The following is a 21,843-nucleotide window of genomic DNA, read 5'->3' on the forward strand; positions in this document are numbered from 1 at the left end:
ACACTGAATCAAATTGAGTCAAAAAATCTTACTCATCACGCCTCCCTTCACGCAGCTGAATACGCCCTACCCTGCTACGGCGTACCTGAAAGGCTTTTTGAATACTCAACACATTGAATCCTACCAGGCAGACCTCGGAATTGAAGTCATCCTGGACCTCTTTTCCAGCAAGGGGCTGGAGGAGCTTTTTGAAACCATCGACCTTCAAAAGGTCTCTCTCTCCGATAACGCCCGCCGCATCCTTCACCTGAAAAAATACTACCTGCAGACCATCGACGAGGTCATTGCCTTTTTGCAGGACAAAAACCCGACGCTTGCTCATATCATTTGCGACGGCACCTATTTGCCCGAGGCTTTTCGCTTCCAACAGCTCGATGATATAGAATGGGCCTTTGGCACCATGGGCATCCGCGATAAAGCCCGGCACCTGGCCACCTTATACCTCGAAGATATTTCTGACCTGATCCGAGAGGTCGTCGACCCTCATTTTGGCTTTAGCCGATATGCGGAACAGCTGGGTCTGGCTATGGTTTCTTTTGACGACATGCATACAGCCTTGCAGGAGCCGGACACGCAGGTCAGCCGGATTTTGGTCGAACGGCTTGAGGCAAAAATAACTCAATACCAGCCCGATGTCGTGTGTCTTTCCATTCCCTTTCCGGGAAATTTATTCGGCGGCCTGAAATGCGGCCAATACATCAAAGCCAATCACCCGCATATCAAGGTGGTGATGGGCGGCGGATTTGCCAACACTGAGCTAAGGTCTCTTGGGGAAGAACGGGTTTTTGAATATATCGATTTCATCTCCCTTGACGATGGTGAAGCCCCCCTGTTATGCTTATTGGAATACCTCGATGGAAAGCGGGACATCAGCCAGTTGAAAAGAATGTTTACGCTGACCAATGGTGTCGTTTGTTATTATAACGGTGCCCCGGAAAAAGACGTGGCCCAACGGGACGTCGGCACCCCCGATTATGCTGGTTTGCCTACCCGGTCCTACTTATCGGTTATTGAGGTGGCCAATCCCATGCACCGGTTGTGGAACGATGGCCGATGGAACAAACTCACGCTGGCCCACGGCTGCTACTGGGGCAAATGCACCTTTTGTGACATCTCCCTCGACTACATCAAAAACTACGAACCTATCACCGCTGAAATCCTCTGTGACAGGATTGAAGCCATCATAGAGCAAACAGGAGAAAACGGGTTTCATTTTGTCGATGAAGCTGCCCCCCCAAAACTATTGAGAGACCTGGCCATTGAATTGCTGCGCCGAGGCATTACGATCTCCTGGTGGACCAATATCAGGTTTGAGAAAAATTTTACCGCCGATCTTTGCCAGTTGCTCAAAGCTTCCGGGTGTATTGCCGTATCAGGAGGACTTGAAGTGGCTTCGGACCGTTTGCTCGAAATGATTCAGAAAGGCGTAACGGTAAGCCAGGTGGCCAAAGTGGCTGACAATTTCACCCAGGCAGGCATCATGGTGCATGCTTACCTCATGTATGGATTTCCGACCCAAACGGCTCAGGAAACCATTGACTCCCTGGAGATGGTTCGCCAGTTGTTCGAAATAGGCGCCATACAATCGGGGTTCTGGCACCGGTTTTGCATGACGGCCCATAGTCCTGTCGGGTTAAATCCCGAAGCTTTCGGCGTGCACAAAATTGACCCGGAAACAAAAAAATTCGCCAACAACGACCTGCGGCACGATGACCCTAAAGGCGGGGACCATGAGCTTTTCGGGGAAGGGTTGCGCAAGTCCCTGTTCAATTACATGCATGACGCAGGACTTGATTTTAACCTTCAGGAGTGGTTTGATTTCAAAATACCCCGTACAACGGTGTCTCCTCTTTTTATTGAATATGCCATCCTTTCTCAGGAAGAAAAAAAGGAAGCCCCAAGTGCAAAAGTGATTTGGCTGGGCAATGCTCCCGTCCTGAGTTTTTATGAAAAACAAAAAAAAGGGCAAAGTAAACCCATGGCACGATTGATATTTCACAACAAAAAAGAAGATCTCGAAATTCGATTGGAGGCAGCACCTGGTAAATGGCTGGCAATGATCCTGGAACGTCTGATCCCGGGAGCCGGCCCTGTATTAACATTGCAGGAAGTGAAATTGAGTTATGAGCAGGAAAAACCAGGAGCGTTCGAGGCCTTTACAAAAAGTAGTGCCTGGAGGCAACTCAGGAGCCGTGGCCTTATAAGTGTTTAAAGGTAACACCCAAAATCATTTCTTTCAAAAGAAAAGGAAATTTCGTGAAAACAGAAGCCCGGATATAGGAATCTCCAGACTCCTGTGTTTCAACATTTTATTCGAAACTTTGGTACAATGGTCAGTGCCAGGCACCAAGAATAGTCCCGATGATACCCATGAATATTACTTGATAACCTGTATCGATGAGCCACAATTTAAGGGACTTTTGTTGATACAGGTAATTTATGCCCATAGAAGCAGCGGCAAAAAACACCCCCAAAAGCAGCCCGCTTTGTAAGCCGGACATCCAGTCTTTAAGATCGCCAAAAAGGGCAATTCCCAAAGCCATAATAAAGGTAAGCACCAGCGTCATCCCTAAAATCCGGCCCATGTTCGCTCCTTTTATATCGTCCTCCTTTAGCCCTACTTCTTTCTGCCAGGTTTTTCCAAAAACGGGCCCATACCATACGGCACCCAGCCCATAACTCGCTACTGTAGCGACGATTACCGCCAAAAAATTTATCCCCGATAAATCCATTATTTTTTATGTTTTGTTCTGAAACTAGCATAAATAAACGATATATGTAACTGCAATATACGAATTTTACCATATTAAAACACGACAAACATTAAGAATTTCGAAATTTTATAGATTTTTCACGCCTCAGGGATCGAGGGAAATAAGCCTGGTCTAAATTTGAACAACTTTTGGCTCGCAACCAGGTGTTCAAATTGCGATTAAATATACCGCGTTTTTCAACAATAAAATTAAAAAAAGCGTCCCCTCACCTTATGAATAATCGCCTGATTATCATAGATCAGCTGGCTAAATTCCCGTTCCGTTTTGGAAACTTCCATTTGTGGCCCTTATTACTTTTGACTTTTCCTAAATTTAACCTATTAGACACGGCTTATGGAAAAAAACTACAATATTTGTGTGAAAAATTTCCAGAAAACCAAACGGCATCAAGTAAAGAAAGACAAATGGATCAAAAACCAATGGCAAACATCAGGATCATCATCGCATGTGATTCATTCAAAGACGGAGCTTCTTCCCTGGAAGTATGCACGGCCATCGCTTCTGGTGTTTCGCATGTCAGCCCCAATATCATAACCAAAATATTCCCAATGGCTGACGGAGGGGAAGGGACTGCTTCCGTATTGACGTATTACACTTCGGGCACCATGGTTGCTGTCGAAACGGTAGATCCTTTGGAACGACACATTTGGGCAGAATACGGCCTTTCGGCAGATGGGCAAACCGCATTCATAGATATGGCCTCGGCTTCCGGCATTCAATTACTGGATCCAGAAGAAAGAAATCCGCTGAACACTTCAACCTATGGCACCGGTCTGATGATCAGGGATGCCATAAAGCGGAACGTAAAAAAGATAATACTGGGCATCGGCGGCAGTGCCACCAATGATGCCGGCGTCGGGATGGCCATGGCCCTTGGATATCGTTTTTATGACGAATCCGGTAATTCCGTAAAGGGTACAGGCAGTGAACTCAGTAAAATTACTTCCTACGACTGGGACCAAAAGCTGTTGGACAAAATACCTGAAGTGGAAGTCCTGGCGGATGTCAACAACCCATTGTATGGTCACTACGGAGCGGCTTTTGTTTACGGCAAACAAAAAGGAGCTACGGGTCGTTCCATCAAACTTTTGAATGAAGGATTACAGTCCATTGCCGGGGTCGTCTCCCGACAAACTGACCAGGCTTTTGACCAAATACCGGGGGCAGGAGCAGCCGGAGGAATGGGGTTTGGCGCAAAGGCTTTTCTGCAAGCAACACTTGTGCCGGGCACGGCCACCGTCATTCAGGCCAGTGGCCTTGAGAAAGCACTGCATGAGGCGGACTATGTCTTCACGGGAGAAGGCTCCATTGACGAGCAGACAAAAAATGGTAAATTGGTTTCTGGCATCTGTCAATTGGCGACCAGGTACAACGTTCCTGTCATTGGCCTTTGCGGAAGCCTCAGGGCCTCTTCAGAAGATCTTAGGCAAATCGGATTACAGGCCGCCTTTTCCATTGTCAATGAACCTTTGGATTTACCAACGGCCCTCCTCAAAACAGAATTTCTGCTGAAAAAAATGTCCGAAAATGTAACGAGGCTGATTTATTCAGCACATAAAAGGCATTCCTGACGACAATAAAACACCTTATTCCTTAAATTAGCTGTTATAAAAAAGTGTTCCTGGCTTTCAGTTTAAATAAATAATCGTTTCACCTTAAGCAAAGATATGATACTCAACGCCATCATCGTAGAAGACGAAAAAATCAGCCAGGAAATTCTCCGGAATTACCTCGGAAAATACTGCCCCAAAGTCAACGTCACGGCTATTGCTTCCAACATATCCGAAGCCTTGGCTGCTATTGAGGAAAACGAATGCGATCTCCTTTTCCTCGATGTCGAAATGCCCTATGGTAATGCTTTTGACCTTCTGGACCAAATAGAAACTCCCGGTTTCCAAACGGTTTTCGTCACCGCCTATCAGCAATACGCCATCGATGCCCTGAATGCCCATGCTGCTTATTATCTTTTAAAACCTATCTCTATCGATGAACTCATCAAGGCGGTGCATTATGTAGAAGAAATCATGATGAAAGAACTTGCTTTACAGGAACAGGTGGCTACGCCCAAAATAAAAAGCCTCGAAGGTAAAATAACCATCGGCACCCAGGACGGCTTCGAAATCCTGGAAACACAACAAATTCTTTTCTGTAAAGCCGATGACAATTACACCGAAATCTGCCTCCCAAATGAAATAAAAATCGCCAGTAAAACACTCAAACATTTTGAAGATGCTCTGGCCGGGTACGGCTTTGCCCGAATCCACAAATCCTACCTCGTCAATGTCAGTCACATTCAAAAATATAAAAAAGGAAAAGGCGGCAGCGTCATCCTTTCCAACGGCACCGAAATACTGGTGGCTCCGGCGAGGAAAAAAGAACTGCTGGATTATTTTAAAATTTGATTGGGGGCTGGTTGCTCGTTGCTCGTTGCTTGTTGCTCGTTGCTTGTTGCTCGTTGCTGGTTTTTTAAAACAACTTGAACAACTTGGAACACTTGGAACAATTTGAACCATTGAAACGAAATCCACCAAGTTGTCCTATCATCCCTTCCGTTTTTCGATCATTTTGACATAGCGCAAAAACACCCCCCAAGCCATGATCGCGCTCACGATCAACCCTTCTTTCCCGTCGAGGAAGCCTTTTTGCAAAACGTAGTGTTTAAAAAAACGAAACGCCGGTTTTAGGTACAAATGAAAAAAAGTCACTTTGGGCGTTTTAGCAGCATGATCATCGGCAGACCAATCGGCATAGCGGCGCATTTTATCCAAAAAATGATCTACATCTTTATAGGTAAAATGATCCATTTTATGCCGGAGATAGCCCACCCTAATGCCCTTGGTGATAATTTCTTCGTGTACCTGCTTATCATCATAACGGCAACTGTTTCGAAAAAAACGCACTACTTTGTCGCCCTGCCAGCCACTGTAACGGATCTTTTTACCCAGGAAATAATTTTGCCTGCCGATCCAGAAAGCATCCATATTGATCTCATCTCGGGACAGCCATGATTGAATTTCAGCGGTAAGTTCAGGGGTCAGCCTTTCATCGGCATCGAGCAGTAGAATCCATTCATTCCGGGCTTGCGGGATGACCCAGTTTTTTTGTTTAGCGGGGCCTTCGTAAACATGTTCCAAAACCGTAGCTCCTTTTGAACGGGCAATGGCCACCGTTTCATCCGTGCTGAATGAATCCACCACGATGATCTCATTGGCCCACTGAACACTTTCCAGTAAAGAACCGATGTGATGAGCTTCGTTGTAGGTTGGAATAATGACGGTTAAGGATTGCATGGTTATTCCTTCTTTGCGTAGGCAATAAAATAATGGTTCAACAAATTTTCTTTATTATAACGCATGGGGCACCTGGTCACCTCATCAATGACACTCCCCCCCGCTTCTTCCAGAACGATCTGAGCGGGAGCAATATCCCATTCCATCGTCGGCCCCATTCGCGGGTAAAGTTGTGCCTCGCCTTTGGCCATTATCAAAAATTTCAGGGCACTTCCAACAGGAATCAGGTTAGGGTCTTTCAACTGGTCGATATAATCCTGGGTGGGTTTGGTGATATGGGAACGGCTGCACACCACATTGAGGCCGGTATCCGACAAGTCGAAATCTGACTTCACCTGTAACCGGTGAACCTGTTTTTCTTTTTCCATAAAAGCTCCATGGCCTTTAAGCGCCCAATACATCTCTCCCAATGCCGGCGCCCCGACTACCCCGAGGATGGCTTCCTTTTTATGAATCAAGGCAATCTGAACGGTAAAATCGCCATTTCTTTTGATAAACTCTTTGGTGCCGTCCAAGGGATCCACCAGCCAGTAATATTCATAGTTTATACGTTCCTCATAAGAAACCGTTTTGTTCTCTTCGGAAACGATGGGCCATTTGACTTCCAGGGCCTCCAGCTCCCGGCAAATGATCTCATTGGATGCTTTGTCCGCCCTGGTCACTGGAGAATCATCCAGCTTCATTTCCACCTGGAAATCAGCTTCATCGTTATAAATTTCCATGATCCGCGCTCCCGCTTCGTTCGCAATCTTAAGAATGGAAGGAATGAGCTCATTGAGTCGATCGTACATTATGGTCTTTTATTTTAAGGTAAAGATAGTTTACTTTAAGATTAAATTATCTTTGCAGTCACGCTAAACGCAATTTCAATTATGGCAAAAATACTGGTTACCGGAGGATGCGGATACATTGGTAGTCACACAATCGTCGACCTGATCAACAACGGTTTCGAGGTGATTTCTGTGGACAATTTATCAAACGCCACGGAAGATGCTTTGACTGGAATCCAAAAAATAACAGGAGTAAGCGTTCAAAATTATCGTACCAACCTGGTAGATCTGCAAGCGACCCGGCAAATTTTCACAGATCACCCTGACATTACTGGGATCATCCATTTTGCCGCCCTGAAACTGGTAGGCGAATCGGTGGAACAACCTTTAAAATATTTTAATAACAATTTAAACAGCCTGCTCAGTATCCTCAGTTGTATGGAAGAATTTAAGGTGTCCAACCTGATTTTTTCTTCTTCCTGTTCGGTTTATGGCAATGCCTCGGAGCTTCCTGTGACAGAAGATACACCGCTCCAGGAAGCAGAAAGTCCTTACGCACGGACCAAACAGATGGGCGAGCAAATCATCCGTGATTACCTGGTCAGCCAACCCGATCAGCGGTCTATTTTGTTGCGTTATTTCAATCCTGCAGGGGCACATGACAGCATTCTCCTTGGAGAATCACCGGCAGTGGCGCCATCCAACCTCGTCCCTGTCATTACAGAGACGGCCATCGGCAAACGTGAAAAAGTGGTCATATTTGGAGATGATTACGATACCCGCGACGGAAGCTGTATCCGGGATTACATCCACATCATGGATCTGGCCAATGCTCACACCAAAGCCTTGCAATACCTCCTGGAAAACAGGAATACGGATCATTGCGAAATTTTCAACCTTGGCATCGGTCAGGGTGTTTCTGTGCTGGAAGCGGTGAATGCTTTTTTAAATATCACAGGGCAACCGTTGAATTACGAGATCGGCTCCCGGCGGGCTGGTGACGTAATGGCCATCTATGCCGATAACACGAAAGCTTCTGCCTTACTGCATTGGCAACCTACCCGGGATATCAATGACATCATGCGTACCGCCTGGGAATGGGAGAAGAGAAAGGGAAAAGGCTAACTAAAGGCTAAAGGTTAAAGGCTAAAGGTTAAAGGCTAAAGGTTAAAGGTTAAAGTTACTTATATAATCACCCTGAAATAGACCGAAGTAAGATCCACGTGTACGCAGTGCCGGGGCAAGCTGAAACCATTTGAAACAAGCCGAAACCATTTGAAACCATAAAGATATTGTGCAATTAGGTTTTATTAAATAACGGACGAAAGAATATCTGATCATCTATTTTTTTTATCCTTTTATCGAGTTATTCAATCATATTTGGCAACAAAACGCGTTATTCGTACTAAAATAAATCAGAAAATTATGTTCAAAAAATTATTATTCCTACTCGTTTTGACGAGTACCACATTCTTTATGAATGCTCAGACCGTTGACGGAATCATTGAAAACTATTTCGAAAATTCAGGCGGTCTGCAAAAATGGAAAGACCTGAAGTCGCAAAAGATGGAAGGAAAGGTTCTTGTACAAGGCATGGAACTTCCCGGCACCATTTCTGCCGCTTATCCTAACAAGCAGCGCATGGATTTTTCTGTTCAGGGCATGACCATTGTCCAGGCTTATGACGGGACCACTGCATGGGGCATCAATCCTTTCCAGTCAGGTCCTGAGCCACAAAAAATGCCTGAAGAAATGGCAGAAGAAATGGATCAGGAATTTCCCAACATCTACCTCCACTACAAGGATAATGGCCACACGCTGGAACTCGAAGGCAAAGAGGAGATCGAAGGAACGGAATGTTACAAAATTAAAGTGACCAAAAAAGACGGTAAAACTGAGTACCACTTTTTCGACACAGAGTACTATATTCCTGTGATGGTCAGAACAATTGCTTCATCCGGTCCTGCTGCAGGACAAGCTTCCGAAACGTTCCTGAGTGAATATGAGGAAGTGGATGGGTTGATGATGCCTTTTTCCATCGAGACCAAGATGAACGGTCAGAGTGTGATGAAGTTAGCCATTTCCTCCATCGAGATTAATCCTGAACTTGAGGATAGTGTTTTTGCTTTCCCGGGTGGAACTGAAGAAGAAGCCGTGGAAGAAGCGCCGGCTGAAGCGATGGAAGAAATGATAGAAGAAGCGCCACAGAAGGTTGAAAAAATGGAAAAGATGGAGAAAATGGAAAAGCCAAAAAAAGCGAAAAAGGATAAGAATTAAAATTTTAGCTTTTGTAAAACAAGGAACCTCCCGGATTCATTTTTTAATCGTTTGCTAAAAAACCGGTGTCTTTGTTTTTTATAAAAAGATTCGGGTTACAAGTCAATTGACCTGTAACCCGAATCTTTTTTATTTTTGATAATAAGAGGATTATAGCTTAATATTTTTTAACGCTGATTCCGTTAATAAGCTTCTGACTGTCTGATCCACTGCACCCCGTTTTCACCCGGAGTATTCAGCACCCTTTTCGCGCACACCAGGGTATTCAGCCGGTCCTCCGCAAAATGTTCATCTCCGGGCCGCAGGCTCTCCATCTTTACCCTGCCCGTTGCATGAATGATCTTGCCATTGCCCCGGTAAATGGCCACATGGGTGATTTTTTCTTTTTGATCTGCCGTGGCTTTTTTTCCAAAAAACAGGAGATCTCCCGGCAGCAATCCTTCAAGAGAAGTATCCACAGCAATATCAGTGCCTATATGAACCTGCTGAGAAGCATCACGCGGCAGGATGATACCGTTGAGAAAAAATACGGTTTTGGTAAACCCGCTGCAGTCCATAGCCTTTCCCGAAGTACCCCCCCACAGGTAAGGTCGGCCGATGAATTCGTCGGCAGTGGAGAGGATATTGTCAGCAACGGGATTCCTCGAATCGAGCCACTCGGCATAATCTTTGGTCGTTCCTGCAGGTACAAAAGCCTTTCGACCGTCAGGAAAAGACAGTTCCGTCAGATTCTTTTCCGTTTCGCCAATATATCGAAGGATATTGCCGGCGAGCAGGTCACTCACCACTTGGGAGGTCATGTCCGGCAGGGCGTAAGCAAACCCGAATTGCGGGAGATAAACGACTTTCCTGGCATTTTTCCAGGCTTTCATTTCTGCTTCGTTCATCGGCGTAAAACCGCCTTCATCCAGCCACCCCAGGTAGCCGTCGGGCGTTTGCACGAGGTACCAGTCATTTTGCCGGGTCAGTAATTTGAGCGGGGTGCCGAGTGTAGCTTGTGTGGCCAGCTCAGAGGAATGCGCCGGATGGGAACGGATGTTGCAGGCAGAAAGATTGACCACTCCGAACAGACTGCCTTCAAGCGTGGTATCCGGGTATAAATGGATACGATTCTCGACATTGAGCCCGGCATCTTCGCACTTTTCCATCAACGCTGCCACGGCATCGGGCAGGTTTGAAGTTCCTTCCAACAGGTATTTCCCGCCTTTTTTGATACCTCTGATGTCAAATAAGGCCACCCGTTTGTCCGGGGCGAAATCCTGTTTGGCATCATCCATCAGGATGTTGAGGGATTCTCCTCCTCTTCCACAACCTGTTAAACAAACCAGCAAAAATAACATCGTTGTTATCCTCATATTAGAATTAAATTTTAATTTTGGCCTCCAAAATGTTTCACTTGTGGCCAAGATAAGTTTATTTGGGCAAACAATAAACAATGGCAACCAACAGTTCATCCTTTCCCACCTACCAAAAGAACACGGCAATTGAATCGAATAAAAATCACTTTTTTAAATCCTTTAATATTTTTTCAAACCATGGAGAAGTTTAGAATTCATTTTGGAATAATGGCAATGTTTGTTGCTGTTTTGTTTTTAAGCTCCTGCGGCAATAGCGCATCAACGGAAAACGGGGAAGCTGAATCTACCGAAGCACCAGAAGGAGCAGGTACGGAAACTACGGAAGCTACCGAATCTACCGAAAGCGATGACGATACCCCCGGACCGGAAATTACTTCTGTTTACATCTGCCCCATGAATTGTGACGGCAGCGGCTCCCCTGAGCCGGGCAACTGTCCTGCATGCGGCATGGATTACGTTTTCAATGCCCCTTATCATTCAGCCTTCATTTGCCCGATGCACTGTGAGGGCAGCGGATCAGATGCGGAAGGCCAGTGCCCTAAATGTGGTATGGATTATGTAAAGAACGAACATGCGGGACATAACCACGGGTAATGGTTGAGGTGCTTTTTGAAACTTACCGATTCAGGAAAAACCTGAGGGGTCGTATGGTTTCAAATTGTCCCGGCACTGCGTGCACGAGGATCTCCCTTCGGTCGATTTCAGGTTGAGCGAAGCGAAATACCGAGACATTTCATGTGCATCAGAGGTTCCCTCGGGGGATTCACGTCCTTTGATCTTTAACCGATCATCCTGCACCGGATTTTTCCTTTTGGGGAATTTTTAATCATTTCAAGATACGGAATCCCGAATCCTGGTTGACACAGGGTTCGGGATTTTTTTATTGTCTTTACTGGAATTACTGGACTGTTAGTTGGCCGGAGTTAAAGCTTTTCAAGTGTAGCCAGTAAGCAAATTTGGCATTGAAAATTAAATCCCGAAAAAGAAAAAATGCGGGCCTCCCTTTAGTGAATACAAGGGCGCGGGAGGGTAAACCAACCTTGATAACTCCCACTAAAACTCCTGACTATCACCTTTTTGACGACGAGCTTCGGCCACCCGGGGGAACATTAAGTGCTTTATTAACAATCTCCATTGTTTCTTCATTCCAAATCTTTGAGCACCGTTGGTGAATTTCAGTAATTTTTCCTTCAAATTGTATTCTTATTTTTAATGAAAAGCAACTTTTCAAACCAGGTTAAATCCCTGCTGAAACCTTTGATAAAGGAAGAATGAGTAGCTGAATATAATTCAATATTTGTTTTATCATGTCCAAGCACTAAGCACTGGGCAATCGAAATTTTATTTAAAGCGATTATTTTGGTACACAGTAATAAGGTCGCCCAACTGAGTGTTTAGGTTTTAGAAATGGCCATTTTGTGATGATTGTTCACTCTTTGACCCCCAGGCGCCGGGCGCGTTCTTCCCATTTTTCGCGTGCATACTTCCTCAGATCCTCTACGGCATCGGACTCATCCGTAATTTCCACACCAATGAGAGTTTCCAGAAGGTCTTCCATGGTCACCAATCCAACGGTGCTGCCAAACTCATCTACCACCAGGGCCATGTGGGCATTGTTGGAAGTGAGTTCTTCGAAAAAACGGGGGAGGGGCGCGCTATCCTTTACATAGAGCAAGGGCTTTGAAATATCTTTCAGTTTCTTATCATTATGGCCCTCTACCAATTGCTGCAGGAGCTCATCTTTGAGGATCATGCCTGAAAAATCATCCATATCCTCGTAAACGGGAATCCTGGAAAAAGGAAGCGGCTTGTGGCTCTTATAGAACCCCTCCAATGTAGCATTGGCATCCGCAATGGTCATCACGGTGCGCGGAGTCATAATATCCCTTACGGTGAGTTTGTCCAGCCCCAAAAGGTTCGTAATGATGGTATACTCGTTATGGGCCAGCGTGCCATCTTCTTTGACTTCATGAGCCATAGCGGCAAAATCACGCCTGCTAAAAACGCTTTTTTCCTTTTCCTTTTTGAGATTCCGGGTGATCAACTGGCTCAGCCAGACCAGGGGAGACAAAATAAACATCAGGATACGCAATGTGCGAACCGTGAAAGGCGCAAGTGCCTCCCAGTTGTTGGCTCCTATGGTTTTTGGAATGATTTCCGACAGGATTAATATGGCCAATGTCATCAGTACGGCAATGAGGGATTCATAGGATATTTCCCATGGTCCGACAGGCAGAAAGTGGGTGCCGAATAATTTACCCGCCTGCACTCCCACGCCCATGGCTCCTGCTGTGTGCGCAATAGTGTTCAGGGTAAGAATGGCGGACAAAGGCCTATCGATATCCTTTTTATATTCTTCGAGGATTTCACCCAAATTTCCCGGCCTGTTTTTCATCTGTCGGATAAATCGGGGCGTAATACTCAGCAGGACGGCTTCGAGCACCGAACACAAAAAGGAAAAACTTATTGATATCAAAAAAAACGCTAACAATGATCCCATAGGTCAAAAATAACAAATTTGATCATTTTTTGAGATGAAGAAGCCGAAATTAGTTTTTGCCCGGGGAAAGAGCCATGGGCTAAAACTATCTCCTGCGGCTCATTTTGACATCGATGCCGGCATGATCCTCTCCAAAACCAGAGATCGAATAGGCAAAACTGAGCATAAAATACCTGCCCAGCGATTGAATGCGTTCTTCCTGGGTGTAATTCAGGCGGCTCACCCGATTGATGCCCTCATTTTTATTGAGCAGATCAAAAACAGAAAATTTGATTTCCCCTTTTTTCTTCATTACAAAACGCGACACTTCTGCCGTCCACAGCGGGATGCCCAGCTGTTTGCCAAACGCCTCGTTCGAATAAACCTGGTAATCAAAGGACGAGTTGACTTGCCACTTTTCGACCAGATCCAGCGCCACATCCACATAATAAGTCTGACTTGAAAAGGCCTGGTTAAATTGCTCACTTACGGAATAGGTGGTGTGATTGAATTTAAAATTTGCTCCTATGGTGGCGTCCACCACTTTTTTATTGCGGTTGTCCAGACTTATGTCAAAAGCGGCGGTTCTGTACTTTGCATTATTGCGTAAATCATTGACAAATACAATGCTCCGGTTGTAACTCCAGTCAGTGCTTAGACTGATCCGCGTTTTTATCGGTCGGATGGGCGTAGTGAACGATACCGTACCCTGTACCCCAAAATCCTCCTCCACATTCACCGGGGTGGCATACCTTACGAAATATTCGTCAATACTTTGTGCCGTAGTGATCTTATCTCTGGTGTAGGTGGTCATGGCATTGATAAAGAAATTAGTGAAGCTGAACTGGTCGTAATTCATGAAAAAAGCATTCAACGAGTGAGTGTATTCCGGCCTGAGGTCCGGATTGCCTTCGTAAATACTCAATGGATTGCTGTTGTCTACAACGGGTTGCAACTCCTGGATGGTCGGCTCTCTCACTTCGGTACGGTATTCCAGGGAAAGATTTCTGGTGGTTTTAAAGTCATACCGCAAGGTCATTTCCGGCAAAAGATAGAGGTATTCCCCTTTAACGGGATCTTCCTGTGAGAAAATTTTGCCGTCCAGCAAAGCCTGTTGCAAACTGACCCCACCGCTAAAATTCATCTTTTTAGTGTTATACTTAAAAACGGACCCCGCCCGGTGATAAATATAATCGACGATATAGTGATTATTCAGGGCTTCAAGCGAAACTTCCTCATCGGAAAAAAGGTCGTAAAACTGTTTTTCCTGTTCATTTTCATACTGCTGACGGGAAGCGTTGATTTCGAGGTATTTCCCTTTCCCCAGTGGTTCGGTGTAGGACAACCTGAATCCGAAACCTTCTTTACGGGAATCATAAAGCTGGCGCTGACGGAGGGTGTCTGAAAATGAAGGCACCGTCAATCCTTCATAAAAATCATTGATGGAATAAACCTGGCCGGTTTGATTACCTCCATCATGTTGGTAAGAAACATTTCCGGAGAAAATTCGCCCCGCTTTCCCGAATTTTCGCCGGTAAACAAGACTGCTGCTGTACTGAAAACCGTCCTGGTTCGTAAAATAATCCCGGAAACTTCCATTGGCCAGTCCATTATTGGCAAAAGTATTACTGGTTCCAACTTCATCCAATCTTGAGTTGTTAATCGAACCGTTGCCCCGGAAAGTCAGGTTTTGCATCGAATCGATCTCGTGTTTAAGGGTGAAGTTGAGGCGATGGTTGGCTTTCGTGGTTGCTTTTTCACTTTCTTCGCGGGTGGCAAAACTTTGATCCCCAAAAAGAGTTTCACGATCTATGGTGCGATGGAGGGCGTTTTGGGAATTATTGTAAAAATAACTGGCATTCAATTCGGTATTGTCGGTGAAATCCGTATTAAAATTGAGCCCGCCGGCACGGGTGGTGGTGATCCCATCCTGGCCGTTCAGGTTGAGGGGCAACCCCGCTCCGTCACCGTCCATAGTAATCCGGAATCCGCCACCGCCGCCCGACATGAAATTACCCAGACCGCCCATAAAATTGATATAATCATTGAAAGAAAAACCCTGGTCATTGACGTTATTGGCCATTCCTATGGCCGAAAGCTGCGTTTTTTTACCGAAACGATTGAGATTGAACTTGCCGGTATAACGGTCATCCGTCCCGTAACCGGCACTGGCATTCCCAAAATATCCTTTTTTCTTATCGTCTTTCAGTTCCAGGTTGATCGTTTTTTGTTCCATACCGTCGTCAATGCCTGAAAATTCTGCCATCTCGGATTTTTTATCAAAAACCTGGACCTTATTGATGGCATCGGCCGGCAGGTTTCTGGTGGCAATGGTAGGGTCGTTGCCAAAAAACTCCTTCCCATCGACCATGACTTTGTCGACTTTTTCACCTTGTGCCTTGATGCTTCCGTCCCGGGCCACTTCAATACCAGGAAGCTTTTTCAGCAGATCTTCCACCGCATCGTTGGGAGCTACTTTGAAGGCTGCCGCATTGTACTCCAGGGTGTCGCCATTGACCACCATGGGCACATGCTCTGCTTTGATGACCACCTCATCCAATACCGCTGAGGCAGGCAACATCAAAATGCTGCCTATGTCGTTGACGGATTGCTGTCCGTCAAGGGTTAAGGGCTTACTGTAATTGCCAAAACCCAGGTAGGAGACCTGTAAAATATAGTCTCCCCCCGGAATTTTGGTGAGTTTGAATCCTCCCGCCTCATTCGTAATGTTGAATTTTGCAAGAACGGAATCGGCTTGTTGCAATAAAACGACGGTTGCCCCCATAAGCGGATGCAGTTGGTCGTCAACAACCTTTCCCTGCAAGGCAGTGGTACTCTTTTGGCCCAAAGCCGCGAAGGAAAGAAGGAGAAAAAAAAGGGTAGTCAGGTGATTCATGTTGCTGGTTGCTGGTTTGCTGGTTGCTGGTTGCTGGTTTACCCGGCAATCGGGAAAGAATTTTAGTTTTTAATTCTTATTCTCATGCCGCCACCGCTGCCGCCCATTTCTTCCTCCATCTCCTTCATCTTGGCCTCGCGGATGACTTCAAATTCGTCAGCTGTTACTTTTTTACCTTTTTGTGGAGCGGCGATCACCCCTTTGTCGAGAGACTTAAAAACAACCTCATCGGCTACCAGTTTTCGCTGGCCATCGTCAATGATTACTTCCAGGATCATGCCGGGCAGTTGGCCATATTCACCAGGACCTGTTGTGACGGGGATTTCCGGGGTAAACCAGGCTTCCACTTTTTTCTCATCGTCACTAAAAACCGCCTGCTGGCAATTGAAATCGAGTACTTTTTTTTGCTCTCCGGTAAGTTTCCATGGATATTTATCCAGGTCGCCGGAGATGAGGAACAGCTTTCCGAAAAAGTCTTCCTTTTGGATCTTTTGAGCACTTTCAAGATTTTTGTAAAGCTTATTTTCCATGGGACGGGCAATGATCATTTTGATCCGCACTTCTCCATCACCGCCTTCTACCACATCCTGGCCGTCGTCATCCTTATTTTCTTCATTCTGATAAAGTGATTCAGATGCGTTAAACAACAAAACCTTCCGGGATTTTTGCTCTGATGGCAAGGAAGCCGCCATATCTTCATGTCCTTCCGGCAAATTGAACACAAACTTTACGGTTTCTGTAAAATGAATTTCACCCTCGCTATTTTGGGCGAAAGACAAAAAGGGAAGCAATAACCCGATCATGAATAATAATTTTTGCATTTGTTTAATTTTTATCAAAGTTTTAAAATGGATGGAATTCTTATTTTAACTGTCGGTGCAAAAGTAGAGCCATCGCCCCCATATTAAGGTTAATCAAACTTGATTTAAGGTTAATAAAGGTTAATGGAAATTGATTATGGTTTTTTATTGCTTTAGCTTTGGGCTAAGTTTATGATAAAATTCAAAAACATATCCTTTCCCGTTTACCTCATGAGCGGGAGCTTGCTGTTGCTGCTGACCTTTGTGTTCCTGTGGCTCAACCGCGTATATATAGACGAATATGAAGCCTTACAGCGGGAGACGGACTTTCTTTTTGTCAATTCCATTCGTGATGTGGAGGACGCGTTGTTCCGAAAATCCGGCAATAAGCCCGTAGTGCTCAACCTTAGGGATACCGTGGGGCTCTCTTCCATTGAAAGTACAGGAAAAGCCATTACCCTGATCGATTCTATCATTGTATCCAATTCCAGGGAGGAGGGAACCCCGGAAATTCCAGAAACCGTGCACCGTTTCCGGAACAAACACATGACCTTCACCATGGTAAAACAATTGGACACCCTACATGAAAGGAGTGCCGATAGTACCCTTTCCATCACCGTAAAAACAATGAAAGGCCTTGGTGCAGATCCTAGTGAATTTAACGGAACACTTTCTTTTTATATGGAATTGGATGCCGACTCAATCCAATCCGATTCTGCCAAGCAACTCGCTACCCTGGAGATGCTGAACCGGCAATTTTGGAAATCGAAGGAAAACAATAAATTCAAACTGCCCGGAAATTACAGCATCATCCTGTTTACCGATTCTACAGGACATTCTAACCGGTTTCAACCCCTGACGTCCAAACAATACAAAGATATTTTTTCAGGCGAATCCTTTGCCGTGGAATTACCGGATTACCGGATGTTCCTCTTTAAAAAGATGATCCCTGAAATACTGTTTTCCCTACTCCTGCTGGGTAGCATTGGGCTGGCTTTTTTCATGACTTACCGCAGCCTCAGACAGCAGCAAAAGCTGACAGCCCTGAAAAACGATCTCATCAGCAATATTACCCATGAGTTGAAGACTCCCATCACCACCGTAGGGGTAGCCATTGAGGCGTTGAGTAATTTTGAGGCCAAAAACGATCCGGAGCGTACCAAAGAATACCTTGACATTTCAAAACTAGAATTGAACAGACTGTCCATCCTGGTTGATAAAGTCCTTAAAATGTCTTTGTTTGAACGAAAGGAGCCTTCTTTAACCCTTGAAGTTGTGGACCTTTCCGACATCGTACAAAGTGTACTCAACTCTATGAAACTCCAGTTTGAAAAAATGTCAGCCACTGTAAATTTACAGGCCAAAACACCGGCATGCCTGGTCAGGGGAGACCGGGTACATCTGACCAATGTCGTGTACAACCTGATCGAAAATGCTTTGAAATATACACAGGCCGCCCCGGAAATCGATATAGAACTTTTTATAGAAGCCCATGAGATCATCCTTAAGGTATCCGATAACGGTATAGGCATCCCCGAGCCTTATCTGGAAAAAATTTTCGACAAATTTTTCCGGGTTCCTTCGGGTGAATTACATAATGTAAAAGGGCATGGACTCGGACTTAGTTATGTGGGCAGTGTCATGAAACAGCACGGAGGGCGGATCAAGGTTAAAAACAGAAAAGCAGGTGGCGTTTGTTTTGAATTGGTGTTGCCTGGAATAGACAGTAAAGGGTAAAGGTCTTGGTTTTGAAAATTTTCCCTGGAGAACAATTAGCATCAAAAAGTCATTAGCTATCCTGTGAAATTATGCAAAACAAGGGCTGAACAATTTGGAATAAAATTTTCTACCGAACACTTGAGGGGGAAGTCCCGAAAAGTGTTCGGTAGAAAATAATAAAACAACCAGCAAGTGTCGAAAAAAATAAAAATACTGTATGTAGAAGACGAGCCATTCCTTGGCAAGATTGTTAAGGAAAGCCTTGAGAGCCGACAGTTTACCGTCAACATGGTAACCGACGGGCTGCATGCGGTGCCGGCTTTTCAGCAATTTTGTCCGGACATTTGTATTCTCGATGTAATGCTTCCCAATAAGGACGGATTCTCCATTGGGGAGGAAATCCGGCGCCTTGATCCAAATATTCCTATCATCTTCCTTACAGCAAAAACGCAAACGGAAGACCTGCTCAAGGGCTTTGAATCTGGCGGAAATGACTACATCCGTAAACCTTTCAGCATGGAAGAACTGATCATTCGCATCCAAAACCTGATCAGCCTTACCGGCGGAAAAAGCCCTGAACTTCAAAACGGACACACCATCACTTTTGGTTCCTTCATTTTCCATCTCGGTAAACACGAACTGATGTTGGGCAATACGATTCAGAAACTCTCCCACCGCGAGGCACAACTCCTGAAGATCCTGCATGAAAACCGCAACCAGGCCCTCGACAGGAAAGTCATTCTCAAAGCATTATGGGGAGATGACTCCTTTTTCAATTCCAGGAACCTGGATGTGTACATCACCAAACTACGTGGTTACCTCAAAGCGGATCCTGGCGTGCAAATCATCACACTGAAGGGCGTAGGGTATCATTTTTTAGTAGAATAAAGTCAAAACATGACAACAATCACCCATTTTGTATGACATTCGTCATTGCCACATGATCACTATTTCCTATACATTGCGTGTTACCAGGTAAGAGATAGATAAGACAGACTGGAGACGGTTAGACTGAGTTAGCAGACAAACCTGAAATCTTTTCTTCTTCGGAAGTTAAAACCGGGATGATTGAGCCACTAATTCAGCCAGATTCCAAAAAGCAACACCTAACGGTTATGCAAATGAGGATGAAGTCTATTCGACCGTAGCCTGGCAAGCCGAAGTATCCTTGTGATCATTTCGGACTGGAGTGGGAGTTCACGTAACTATGTGGATTCCCACTTGTGGTTTTTGGAGGTATCCTTTCTGAAAAAGAATGTTCCATTCAAAAGTGTTCAGAAAAATTTAAACGCTAAGTCCGTCAGGGATTCGCTAGGTGTGCAAAGAACCCTCCCGACCTACGCTACGGGATATCGCTGCGCTCCATTGAAACCACTTGAAACATCTGAAACTATTTGAAACACCTTGAACAATACAAACCAGTCCTGAAACAAAAAAAAGCCCGGGGAACATCTCCCTAGGCTTTTCTGATTTGCCGGAGTTTTTCAAACAGCCGGACTTCTTCTTCACTTAAATTTTTCGGTAGGACGACCATTAATTTCACGATGAGGTCGCCGTGGCCGGAGGCGCCGTATATTGGCATCCCCTTTCCTTTGAGGCGCAGCATTTTACCGCTGTTTGAGCCTTGAGGAATATTTATGGATAGACTTCCGTTCAAAGTCGGAAGGTTGATTTTGCCGCCCAGAACTGCAGTGTACAGGTCAACTTCCTTTTCGATAATCAGATCGTCGGCTCTCCTTTCAAACGTCGGATGGGGTAATAACCTGAACCGAATATATAAATCGCCGTTTGCCCCGCCATTGATGCCGGGCTGTCCCTTGCCTTTGATTTTGAGCTGGAGGCCGTCGTATGCCCCGGGCTTGATCTTTATCCTCATTTTCTGACCATTCAACTCAAAAGACCTCATACCGCCAAGGTAAGCCTGTTCGAAGGTGATCTCCATTTCAGCTTCAATGTCGCGCCCTTTCATCGTAGAAGCACGCCGTCTTCCGTTGGTGGCGTCACCAAATTTATCCTGTGCACGGGTGCCGCCGCCGCCAAAAAACATCTCAAAAAAGTCTGAAAAACCACTGCCGCCACCGCCGAAGAAATCAGCTGGGTCGCCTTCAAAATGAAAGGTTTGTCCACCTTTGCTCCTCGAACGCTGAAACTGGGTGGGATCGTAACCCGTATTCTGGTATGCTTCCCAGTTGGCACCCAGTTCCTCGTATTTCTTGCGCTTCTGATCATCGCTGAGTACCTGGTTGGCTTCATTGACTGCTTTGAACCGTTCTTCGGCCTCCTTATCGCCCGGATTCTTATCCGGATGGTATTTCGCAGCGAGTTTGCGATAGGCCTTTTTGATGGTGGCCTTGTCCGCATCCTTACTCACGCCTAATATTTTATAATAATCTTTATAATTCATTGATTCTTTTTGTGAGGATAACATCCATGAGCCTAAAAAAAGGAGGCTGAGGTAAAGACAATACTCCAATGGCCCTATGTCTAAACCTCAGCCCGCGCGCGGAAACCATAAGGTCTTATGAGATCTTGATGGTCTTAGCCGGTTTTGGTTGTGCTTCAGGCTTTTTTGGAAGACTTACATGCAGCACTCCATCTTTGTATTTCGCCGTTACCTTGTCCGCCTCAATGCTTTCAGGAAGGTTAAACCTGCGCTGGAAAGAGGAATAGGAAAATTCTCTCCTGTTGTAATTGTCTTTTTTATCTTCTTTGGAGAATTCCTTTTCCGCAGAAATAGTGAGTACGTCGTCTTCTACGGCAACCTTGAAGTCTTCTTTACTCATACCTGGTGCAGCAAGTTCCAAACCAAATTCCTTATCCGTTTCCTTAATATTTACGGCAGGAAGCGTTGCGCCTTCAGCCGCAAAATTGTTGTGGGACCATACAGGGAATTCAGTTTTGAAAAAATCGTCGAACATTGAAGAGAAAGTAGGAAAATTACTTTCGTTCCATTTAACTAGAGCTCCCATAATTTATCTGTTTTTGGTGAAAAAATAGTTTTTCAAATACATTAATAATCCTGCAAGAAAAATGCCATACGCCCGTTTCGGAAATTTTGTCAAAAAAACATTCATTTTTAAGATTTAAGAATGACATAATTTCCTGACAAACAGCTTTTAACATGACATTTTTTCATTTTTTGTCTGTTCGGAAAACCGATAAAAGAGCGTCTGGATTCCCGTTCTGGCAGGAAGAATTTCATCTTTGTTTTTTACGATTTAATGAACCCTCGCAGTATGTCGGAAATACCGGCAACACCTTAGATTATTTAACTTATTTTACTCAAAGAACATCATTGTATATACAACAAATATGACATGGGGAATGGATCAAAAATGTTGTCATCAGATTGTCATTTTTTGGGTGCATTTCTTCAAAAATTCCTGCCTGACCCAGGCGTTTCCAACGGTTCATTAATAAATATCAATAAAAAAAATGCCCTTGGGTGGAAGATAATCAACCTCCCGGCATTATCTCTGG

At 45.0% G+C, this 21,843-nt stretch carries 17 protein-coding genes; 8 read left to right on the forward strand and 9 right to left on the reverse strand.

Annotated features, from left to right (window positions below; all coding sequences use genetic code 11):
• The first annotated feature begins 13 nt into the window (after positions 1–13).
• A complete protein-coding gene (locus H6571_23645; GenBank protein ID MCB9326742.1) occupies positions 14–2,212 on the forward strand; it encodes a radical SAM protein in 2,199 nt (732 codons plus the stop codon).
• Positions 2,213–2,333: 121 nt separating this feature from the next.
• Here the strand turns inward: H6571_23645 and H6571_23650 are convergent, their stop codons facing one another.
• Complete coding sequence (locus tag H6571_23650; protein ID MCB9326743.1) at positions 2,334–2,732, reverse strand: DUF1761 domain-containing protein; 399 nt, start codon at positions 2,730–2,732, stop codon at positions 2,334–2,336.
• Between the two features lie 446 nt (positions 2,733–3,178).
• Between H6571_23650 and H6571_23655 the strand changes: the two genes are divergently transcribed.
• Both H6571_23655 and H6571_23660 read left to right on the forward strand, forming a co-directional pair.
• Positions 3,179–4,345: a glycerate kinase gene (locus H6571_23655; protein MCB9326744.1), complete on the forward strand. Its 1,167-nt coding sequence runs from the start codon at positions 3,179–3,181 to the stop codon at positions 4,343–4,345.
• 96 nt (positions 4,346–4,441) lie between these two features.
• Entirely contained in the window at positions 4,442–5,176 is a 735-nt protein-coding gene (locus tag H6571_23660) for a response regulator transcription factor (GenBank protein MCB9326745.1), read from the forward strand.
• A 138-nt stretch (positions 5,177–5,314) separates the two neighbouring features.
• On the opposite strand, the gene H6571_23665 is transcribed toward H6571_23660, so the two are convergent.
• Positions 5,315–6,064: a glycosyltransferase family 2 protein gene (locus H6571_23665; protein MCB9326746.1), complete on the reverse strand. Its 750-nt coding sequence runs from the start codon at positions 6,062–6,064 to the stop codon at positions 5,315–5,317.
• Positions 6,065–6,066: 2 nt separating this feature from the next.
• A complete protein-coding gene (cysQ, locus tag H6571_23670) occupies positions 6,067–6,855 on the reverse strand; it encodes a 3'(2'),5'-bisphosphate nucleotidase CysQ (protein ID MCB9326747.1) in 789 nt (262 codons plus the stop codon).
• Between the two features lie 81 nt (positions 6,856–6,936).
• On the opposite strand from cysQ, the gene galE reads away from it, so the two are divergent.
• A complete protein-coding gene (gene galE / locus H6571_23675; protein ID MCB9326748.1) occupies positions 6,937–7,959 on the forward strand; it encodes a UDP-glucose 4-epimerase GalE in 1,023 nt (340 codons plus the stop codon).
• Between the two features lie 300 nt (positions 7,960–8,259).
• Entirely contained in the window at positions 8,260–9,111 is an 852-nt protein-coding gene (locus tag H6571_23680) for an outer membrane lipoprotein-sorting protein (GenBank protein MCB9326749.1), read from the forward strand.
• A 182-nt stretch (positions 9,112–9,293) separates the two neighbouring features.
• Here the strand turns inward: H6571_23680 and H6571_23685 are convergent, their stop codons facing one another.
• On the reverse strand, positions 9,294–10,466 hold the full coding sequence (locus tag H6571_23685) for a C40 family peptidase (protein ID MCB9326750.1): 1,173 nt from the start codon (positions 10,464–10,466) through the stop codon (positions 9,294–9,296).
• A gap of 180 nt (positions 10,467–10,646) precedes the next feature.
• Between H6571_23685 and H6571_23690 the strand changes: the two genes are divergently transcribed.
• Complete coding sequence (locus H6571_23690; protein ID MCB9326751.1) at positions 10,647–11,063, forward strand: hypothetical protein; 417 nt, start codon at positions 10,647–10,649, stop codon at positions 11,061–11,063.
• An 835-nt stretch (positions 11,064–11,898) separates the two neighbouring features.
• On the opposite strand, the gene H6571_23695 is transcribed toward H6571_23690, so the two are convergent.
• The 3 genes from H6571_23695 to H6571_23705 all read right to left on the reverse strand — a co-directional run bounded on the left by H6571_23695 (position 11,899) and on the right by H6571_23705 (position 16,665).
• Positions 11,899–12,969 (reverse strand): HlyC/CorC family transporter, encoded by a 1,071-nt coding sequence (locus tag H6571_23695; GenBank protein ID MCB9326752.1) that lies wholly within the window; start codon positions 12,967–12,969, stop codon positions 11,899–11,901.
• Between the two features lie 85 nt (positions 12,970–13,054).
• Complete coding sequence (locus tag H6571_23700) at positions 13,055–15,844, reverse strand: outer membrane beta-barrel protein (protein MCB9326753.1); 2,790 nt, start codon at positions 15,842–15,844, stop codon at positions 13,055–13,057.
• Positions 15,845–15,906: 62 nt separating this feature from the next.
• Positions 15,907–16,665, reverse strand: a complete 759-nt coding sequence (locus H6571_23705) for a GLPGLI family protein (GenBank protein ID MCB9326754.1) — start codon at positions 16,663–16,665, stop codon at positions 15,907–15,909.
• 171 nt (positions 16,666–16,836) lie between these two features.
• Between H6571_23705 and H6571_23710 the strand changes: the two genes are divergently transcribed.
• Both H6571_23710 and H6571_23715 read left to right on the forward strand, forming a co-directional pair.
• Positions 16,837–18,381: a HAMP domain-containing histidine kinase gene (locus H6571_23710; GenBank protein ID MCB9326755.1), complete on the forward strand. Its 1,545-nt coding sequence runs from the start codon at positions 16,837–16,839 to the stop codon at positions 18,379–18,381.
• Between the two features lie 186 nt (positions 18,382–18,567).
• Complete coding sequence (locus H6571_23715) at positions 18,568–19,251, forward strand: response regulator transcription factor (protein ID MCB9326756.1); 684 nt, start codon at positions 18,568–18,570, stop codon at positions 19,249–19,251.
• 568 nt (positions 19,252–19,819) lie between these two features.
• On the opposite strand, the gene H6571_23720 is transcribed toward H6571_23715, so the two are convergent.
• Complete coding sequence (locus tag H6571_23720; GenBank protein MCB9326757.1) at positions 19,820–20,767, reverse strand: J domain-containing protein; 948 nt, start codon at positions 20,765–20,767, stop codon at positions 19,820–19,822.
• 115 nt (positions 20,768–20,882) lie between these two features.
• On the reverse strand, positions 20,883–21,332 hold the full coding sequence (locus H6571_23725; protein MCB9326758.1) for an Hsp20/alpha crystallin family protein: 450 nt from the start codon (positions 21,330–21,332) through the stop codon (positions 20,883–20,885).
• Between the last annotated feature and the right edge of the window lie 511 nt (positions 21,333–21,843).

The organism is Lewinellaceae bacterium (genome assembly GCA_020636105.1).
Taxonomy (GTDB): domain Bacteria; phylum Bacteroidota; class Bacteroidia; order Chitinophagales; family Saprospiraceae; genus BCD1.

Coding starts and splice junctions, on each gene's coding strand:
- H6571_23700 (MCB9326753.1), bottom strand. CDS start 15,844: ATGAATCACCTGACTACCCTTTTTTTTCTCCTTCTTTCCTTCGCGGCT.
- H6571_23655 (MCB9326744.1), top strand. CDS start 3,179: ATGGATCAAAAACCAATGGCAAACATCAGGATCATCATCGCATGTGAT.
- H6571_23690 (MCB9326751.1), top strand. CDS start 10,647: ATGGAGAAGTTTAGAATTCATTTTGGAATAATGGCAATGTTTGTTGCT.
- H6571_23695 (MCB9326752.1), bottom strand. CDS start 12,969: ATGGGATCATTGTTAGCGTTTTTTTTGATATCAATAAGTTTTTCCTTT.
- H6571_23685 (MCB9326750.1), bottom strand. CDS start 10,466: ATGAGGATAACAACGATGTTATTTTTGCTGGTTTGTTTAACAGGTTGT.
- H6571_23680 (MCB9326749.1), top strand. CDS start 8,260: ATGTTCAAAAAATTATTATTCCTACTCGTTTTGACGAGTACCACATTC.
- H6571_23725 (MCB9326758.1), bottom strand. CDS start 21,332: ATGGGAGCTCTAGTTAAATGGAACGAAAGTAATTTTCCTACTTTCTCT.
- H6571_23710 (MCB9326755.1), top strand. CDS start 16,837: ATGATAAAATTCAAAAACATATCCTTTCCCGTTTACCTCATGAGCGGG.
- H6571_23660 (MCB9326745.1), top strand. CDS start 4,442: ATGATACTCAACGCCATCATCGTAGAAGACGAAAAAATCAGCCAGGAA.
- cysQ (MCB9326747.1), bottom strand. CDS start 6,855: ATGTACGATCGACTCAATGAGCTCATTCCTTCCATTCTTAAGATTGCG.
- H6571_23665 (MCB9326746.1), bottom strand. CDS start 6,064: ATGCAATCCTTAACCGTCATTATTCCAACCTACAACGAAGCTCATCAC.
- H6571_23650 (MCB9326743.1), bottom strand. CDS start 2,732: ATGGATTTATCGGGGATAAATTTTTTGGCGGTAATCGTCGCTACAGTA.
- H6571_23720 (MCB9326757.1), bottom strand. CDS start 20,767: ATGAATTATAAAGATTATTATAAAATATTAGGCGTGAGTAAGGATGCG.
- H6571_23705 (MCB9326754.1), bottom strand. CDS start 16,665: ATGCAAAAATTATTATTCATGATCGGGTTATTGCTTCCCTTTTTGTCT.
- galE (MCB9326748.1), top strand. CDS start 6,937: ATGGCAAAAATACTGGTTACCGGAGGATGCGGATACATTGGTAGTCAC.